Genomic DNA, 5,896 nt, shown 5'->3' on the forward strand with positions numbered 1-5,896 from the left:
CCTTTACCGCTTGATCGCGCGGTAGCCGATGTCGGTACGGTACTGCATGCCGTCGAAGTGGATCTTCTCGGCGGCGGCGTAGGCCGCGCGCTGCGCCGCCTTGACGGTATCGGCCAGGCCTACCACGCACAGCACGCGCCCGCCCGTGGTCAGCAGCACGCCGTCCGTGAGCGTGGTGCCGGCGTGGAAGGTCACGCTGTCGTCGGCCTCGGGCGGGATGCCGGTGATGGCGTCGCCCTTGCGCGGCGCATCGGGATAGCCGTGCGCCGCCATCACCACGCCCAGCGCGGTGCGGCGGTCCCAGTCCAGCTCGATCTCGTCGAGCTTGCCGCTGACGGCATGCTCCATCACGTCGACCAGGTCGGTCTTCAGGCGCGCCAGGATCGGCTGGGTTTCCGGATCGCCCATGCGGCAATTGAATTCCAGCGTCTTGAGGTTGCCTTCGGCGTCGATCATCAGGCCGGCGTAGAGGAAACCGGTGTAGACGATGCCGTCCTTCTCCATGCCGCGCACGGTCGGCATGATGATCTCGCGCAGCGCGCGCGCGTGCAGCGCAGGCGTGACCACCGGCGCCGGCGAATACGCGCCCATGCCGCCGGTATTGGGGCCGGCGTCGTGATCGAGCAGGCGCTTGTGGTCCTGGCTGGTGGCCAGGGCGAGCACGTTCCTGCCGTCCACCAGCACGATGAAGCTGGCTTCCTCGCCCTCGAGGAATTCTTCGATCACCACGCGCGCGCCGGCATCGCCGAGGCGGTTGTCGGCCAGCATCATGTCGACCGCGCCGTGCGCTTCTTCCAGCGTGGCGGCAACCACCACGCCCTTGCCGGCGGCCAGGCCGTCGGCCTTGATCACGATCGGCGCGCCCTGCGCGTCGATATAGGCATGGGCGGCGGCGGCGTCGTTGAAGGTCTGGTAGGCGGCGGTCGGGATGCCGTGCCGCTGCATGAAGGCCTTGGCGAAATCCTTGGAGGATTCCAGCTGGGCCGCCGCTTGCGTCGGGCCGAAGATGCGCAGGCCCTTGGCGCGGAAGATATCGACGATGCCAGCCGCCAGCGGGGCCTCGGGGCCGACCACGGTGAAGTTCACGCCTTCGCGCTCGGCGAAGGCGGCCAGCACTTCCGGATCGGTCAGCGGAATGTTCTGCAGACGCTTGTCGAGCGCGGTGCCGCCGTTGCCCGGCGCCACGTACACCACCTGCACCTTGGGCGACTGGGCCAGTTTCCAGGCCAGCGCGTGCTCACGACCACCCGAGCCGACAACCAATACTTTCATGATCTACTGCCAGAAAAAATGACGCATGCGAAATGCGAAAAGCGGCAGCAATGGCTTATCGAGCCGCGCTGCCGCCGTGAGGCGAGGTCTTACCCGATCCCCGCCTTACTCCTCGATCACCGCGTTGGTGAAGACTTCCTGCACGTCGTCCAGGTTCTCCAGGGCGTCGAGCAGCTTTTGCATCTTGACGGCGTCGTCGCCGGTGAAGCTGACTTCGTTCTGCGGCTTCATGGTGACGTCGGCCATCTCGGCCTTGAAGCCCGCGGCTTCCAGCGCGGCCTTGACCGTGGCGAAATCGTTGGGCGGGCACAGCACTTCGATCGAACCGTCGTCGTTGGTGACGACGTCGTCGGCGCCGGCTTCCAGCGCGGCTTCCATCAGCTTGTCCTCGGCGGTGCCGGGAGCGAACAGGAACTGGCCGCAATGGGTGAACATGAACGCCACCGAGCCTTCCGTGCCCATGTTGCCGCCGTTCTTGGAGAAGGCATGGCGCACTTCGGCCACGGTACGGGTGCGGTTGTCGGTCAGGCAGTCGACGATGATGGCCGCGCCGGCCAGGCCATAGCCCTCGTAGCGGATTTCTTCGTAGTTGGCGCCGTCCAGGCCACCCACGCCGCGCTGGATGGCGCGCTGGATGTTGTCCTTGGGCATGTTCGCGTCCATTGCCTTGTCCATGGACAGGCGCAGGCGCGGGTTGGAGTCGGGATCCGCGCCGCCGAGCTTGGCGGCGACGGTGATTTCCTTGATCAGGCGCGTCCAGACCTTGCCGCGCTTGGCGTCAGCGGCGGCTTTCTTGTGTTTGATATTGGCCCATTTTGAGTGACCGGCCATGATTCTCTCCGAGGCGGAAAACGTTTGACGCGCGCGCGTTGGCGGGAGCGCGCCGGCCTTGCCGGGCGAACGATGCAGGGTCGCCCGGCACGGCCGGATGATGTTGTGTGTCTGGGAGCCGGCCTGGGGGCTGGCTATAATCAGCCCGGTATTTTATCACGCGGCCCCGCCGCCGCTGGCACCCCCGATGCGGGGATGGCCAGGGGGCGGGGACGGTCGCGGCCACGCCGCTGCGCTGCCTGCCAACCAGAGAGATCATGGCCGAACCTATCATCATCGCCAAGAATGCCGCGCTGGAACTTGCCCTGCTGCCCGAGATGGGCAACCGGCACGGCCTGATCACCGGCGCCACCGGCACCGGCAAGACCGTGACGCTGCAAAGCCTGGCCCAGGGCTTCTCCCAGTTGGGGGTGCCGGTCTTCATGGCCGATGTCAAAGGTGACCTGACCGGCATATCCCAGCCGGGCAAGCTGTCCGACAAACTCAAGGCGCGCCTGGCTGACCTCGGCCTGCCCGAGCCGGTCTGGGGGGGCTGTCCCACCACGCTATGGGATGTGTTCGGGCAGAAGGGCCATCCGGTGCGCGCCACGGTCTCGCATATGGGGCCGCTGCTGCTGTCGCGCATGCTGGAGCTCAACGACACCCAGCAGGGCGTGCTCAACCTGGTGTTCCGCATTGCCGACGCCAACGGCCTGCTGCTGCTCGACGCCAAGGACCTGCGGGCCATGCTGCAGTACGTGGGCGACAACGCCGGCCAGTTCACCACCGAATACGGCAATATCTCGGCGGCCTCGATCGGCGCCATCCAGCGCGGCCTGATGTCGCTGGAGTCGCAAGGCGCCGACGTCTTCTTCGGCGAGCCCATGCTCAACCTGGACGACTTCATCCAGACCGAGAACGGGCGGGGCGTGGTCAATATCCTCGCCGCCGACAAGCTGCTGAATTCGCCCAAGCTCTACGCCACCTTCCTGCTGTGGCTGCTGTCGGAACTGTTCGAAAAGCTGCCCGAGGCGGGCGATCTCGACAAGCCCAAGCTGGTGTTTTTCTTCGACGAGGCGCACCTGCTGTTCAACGATGCGCCCAAGGCCCTGCTCGACAAGATCGAGCAGGTGGTGCGGCTGATCCGCTCCAAGGGCGTGGGCGTGTATTTCGTCACGCAGAATCCCGCGGATATCCCGGACACCGTGCTGGGCCAGCTTGGCAACCGCGTGCAGCATGCGCTGCGCGCTTTCACGCCGCGCGACCAGAAGGCGGTCAAGGTGGCGGCGACCACCATGCGCGCCAATCCCGGGCTGGATATCGAACAGGCCATCGGCGAGCTGGGCGTGGGCGAGGCCCTGGTGTCGCTGCTCGATGCCAAGGGCATTCCCGGCATCACGGAGCGCGCCTGGGTGCTGGCGCCCGGCAGCCGGATCGGCCCGATCACCGACGACGAGCGCAAGCAGTTGCTGGCCAGCTCGCTGGTGGCCGGCACCTATGAGCAGACCATCGATCGCGAGTCGGCTTACGAGAAGCTCAAGGGCAGCCCGGCCGCGCCGGCGCCCGGTTCCGCCCCCGCCACGCCGGCCGGCGGCGTGCCCACGGCCGGCCAGCCGGAGCAGGCGCCGGCACAGGGCGGCGGCTGGCTCGAGCAGGCCGGCGAGATCTTCGGCGGATTGACCCGGGGTACCGGCAAGACCGGTCGCGGCGACTCCATCCTGGAATCGATGGCCAAATCGGCTGCGCGTACGGTCGGCTCGCAAGTCGGGCGCGAACTGATCCGCGGCGTGCTGGGCAGCCTGCTGGGTTCCGGCAAGAAGAAGTAGGAGAAGCAGGCGGCAGCCCGGGCGGCGGTTGGCGCCGGCCGTCGCCGGGGACGTGCTTTCAGCCGCGGCGCGCCGCTTCCGCGTCTTCCCGCATCTTGCGCAGGAACAGCCGGGTAAAGAAACAGCCCATGCCGATGATGAAGGCAATGACGCCGAGGCTCATCAGCCCGGTGCCGGTGGTGAACAGGATTTTCAAGGCTGCCATCTGGGTCTCCCTGGTCAGGCGTGGCACGCACGGATAGCGTGCCGTTGCCGCCAGTCTAGGCAGACCCCTTGCCGCGGGGATTGAGGCGGATCAAGCCGGGCGCATACAGTCCCGGCCACGCCCATTGCCGGGCGTGTTTCAGCGCCCGCTCCCGCGGGAACGTCAGTTCTTGGTGCCGAACAGGCGGTCGCCCGCGTCGCCCAGGCCGGGGATGATATAGGCGTGCTCGTCCAGGTGGCTGTCCAGCGACGCGACGAACAGCTTCACGTCGGGGTGCGCCTTCTGGAAGACCTCGACGCCTTCCGGCGCCGCCACCAGCGCGACGAAGGTGATCGCATCGTCCTTGACGCCGCGGCGCTTGAGCACATCCACCGCATGGGCGGCGGAGTAGCCGGTGGCGACCATCGGGTCGCACAGGATAAAGCTGCGGTCTTCCACGTCGGGCAGGCGCACCAGGTATTCCACCGGGCGGTGCTGGTCGTCGCGGTAGACGCCGATATGGCCGATGCGGGCCGAGGGAATCAGCTCGACCAGGCCGTCGCTCATGCCCACGCCGGCGCGCAGCACCGGCACGATGGTGAGCTTCTTGCCGGCGATGACGGGCGCGTCGATTTCCACCAGCGGCGTCTCGATGCGGCGCGTGGTGAGCGGCAGGTCGCGCGTGATTTCATAACCCATCAGCAGCGTGATCTCCCGCAGCAGCTCGCGGAACGTGCGCGTGGAGGTGTCCTTGTCGCGCATATGGGAGAGCTTGTGCTGGATCAGCGGGTGATCGAGGATGTACAGCTTTGGGAAACGCGGATCTTGCTTCATGGCGGGTAGGCGGCGGCTGGGGAGGGGAGGAGAGCGCGATGGCCCGTTGCAGCCGGATTGTAATGGATGCCGGCCCGCCCGCTGCCGGCGGTGCCCCGGTCCCCAAGGGGCGGGGGAACCGGCCGGACGCAGGCGGCGCGCCGGCGCTCAGTCCATCGAGATGCTGGCGCTCTTGGCAATCTTGCCGAACTTTTCGTACTCGGACAGCGTCAGCGATTGCAGGTCCGCCGCGCTCGACCCCTTGGGGCTGAAGCCGGCCTGGACCAGCTTGTCCCTGACGTCCGCCTTGCCCAGCGCCTCGACAAAGGCGTCATTGAGCGCGTGCACCACTGGCGCGGGCAGGCCGGCGGGGCCGTAGACGCCGAACCAGGGCTCGATCGCGTATCCCGGCAGGCCGGCTTCGGCCAGCGTCGGCACATTGGGCAAGGCCGGCGAGCGGCTCTTGCCGGCCACCGCCAGCGCGCGCAGCTTGCCGCCCTGGATATGCGGCAGCGAGGCCGGCAGGTTGTCGAACATCACCTGCACGTGGCCGCCCAGCATATCGTTGATGGCCGGGCTGCTGCCTTTGTATGGCACATGGGTCAGGCCAGCCTGCGTCATCTGCGAGAACATCGCACCCGCCAGGTGCATCGAGGTGCCGGTGCCCGCGGTGGCGTAGGTCAGGCCGGGGTGGGCCTTGGCATAGGCGATCAGTTCGGCCACGTTTTTCACCGGCAGGCCGTTGCTGACCTCCAGGACGATGGTCGAGGTGCCAAGCAGGCTGACGGCGGTGAAATCCTTGCGCGGGTCGAACGGCACATGCTTGTAGATGTGCGGGTTGAGCGCATTGGTCGAGATCGCGCCGAAGCCGATGGTGTAGCCGTCCGGCGCGGCCTTGGACACGGCCTCCATGCCAATATTGCCGCCCGCGCCGGGGCGGTTTTCCACCACCACGGGCTGGCCCAATTTCTCGGCGACCTTCTGGCCCACC

At 67.3% G+C, this 5,896-nt stretch carries 6 protein-coding genes; 1 reads left to right on the top strand and 5 read right to left on the bottom strand.

Annotation, left to right across the window (positions count from 1 at the left end; translation table 11 throughout):
* Window positions 1–3 precede the first annotated feature (3 nt).
* Both purD and P3W85_RS13225 read right to left on the bottom strand, forming a co-directional pair.
* On the bottom strand, window positions 4–1,272 hold the full coding sequence (purD, locus tag P3W85_RS13220) for a phosphoribosylamine--glycine ligase (RefSeq protein WP_276265110.1): 1,269 nt from the start codon (window positions 1,270–1,272) through the stop codon (window positions 4–6).
* A gap of 105 nt (window positions 1,273–1,377) precedes the next feature.
* A complete protein-coding gene (locus tag P3W85_RS13225) occupies window positions 1,378–2,103 on the bottom strand; it encodes a YebC/PmpR family DNA-binding transcriptional regulator (RefSeq protein WP_017225600.1) in 726 nt (241 codons plus the stop codon).
* Window positions 2,104–2,360: 257 nt separating this feature from the next.
* Here P3W85_RS13225 and P3W85_RS13230 point away from each other — a divergent pair, with 257 nt between their 5' ends.
* On the top strand, window positions 2,361–3,908 hold the full coding sequence (locus P3W85_RS13230; RefSeq protein ID WP_276265111.1) for a helicase HerA-like C-terminal domain-containing protein: 1,548 nt from the start codon (window positions 2,361–2,363) through the stop codon (window positions 3,906–3,908).
* Between the two features lie 58 nt (window positions 3,909–3,966).
* On the opposite strand, the gene P3W85_RS13235 is transcribed toward P3W85_RS13230, so the two are convergent.
* The 3 genes from P3W85_RS13235 to P3W85_RS13245 form a co-directional block, all read right to left on the bottom strand.
* Window positions 3,967–4,113: a DUF3149 domain-containing protein gene (locus tag P3W85_RS13235; RefSeq protein ID WP_017224265.1), complete on the bottom strand. Its 147-nt coding sequence runs from the start codon at window positions 4,111–4,113 to the stop codon at window positions 3,967–3,969.
* A gap of 162 nt (window positions 4,114–4,275) precedes the next feature.
* A complete protein-coding gene (gene upp, locus P3W85_RS13240; protein ID WP_017224264.1) occupies window positions 4,276–4,926 on the bottom strand; it encodes a uracil phosphoribosyltransferase in 651 nt (216 codons plus the stop codon).
* Between the two features lie 147 nt (window positions 4,927–5,073).
* Window positions 5,074–5,896 (bottom strand): Bug family tripartite tricarboxylate transporter substrate binding protein (locus P3W85_RS13245; protein WP_276265112.1); only part of this gene is annotated, 823 nt, incomplete at its 5' end.

Origin of the sequence: Cupriavidus basilensis, assembly GCF_029335485.1 — a bacterium.
Lineage (GTDB): Bacteria > Pseudomonadota > Gammaproteobacteria > Burkholderiales > Burkholderiaceae > Cupriavidus > Cupriavidus basilensis_E.

What these genes read in the sequence shown, in the direction of transcription:
- purD (WP_276265110.1), bottom strand. Translation starts at nt 1,272, where the DNA reads ATGAAAGTATTGGTTGTCGGCTCGGGTGGTCGTGAGCACGCGCTGGCC.
- P3W85_RS13225 (WP_017225600.1), bottom strand. Translation starts at nt 2,103, where the DNA reads ATGGCCGGTCACTCAAAATGGGCCAATATCAAACACAAGAAAGCCGCC.
- P3W85_RS13230 (WP_276265111.1), top strand. Translation starts at nt 2,361, where the DNA reads ATGGCCGAACCTATCATCATCGCCAAGAATGCCGCGCTGGAACTTGCC.
- P3W85_RS13235 (WP_017224265.1), bottom strand. Translation starts at nt 4,113, where the DNA reads ATGGCAGCCTTGAAAATCCTGTTCACCACCGGCACCGGGCTGATGAGC.
- upp (WP_017224264.1), bottom strand. Translation starts at nt 4,926, where the DNA reads ATGAAGCAAGATCCGCGTTTCCCAAAGCTGTACATCCTCGATCACCCG.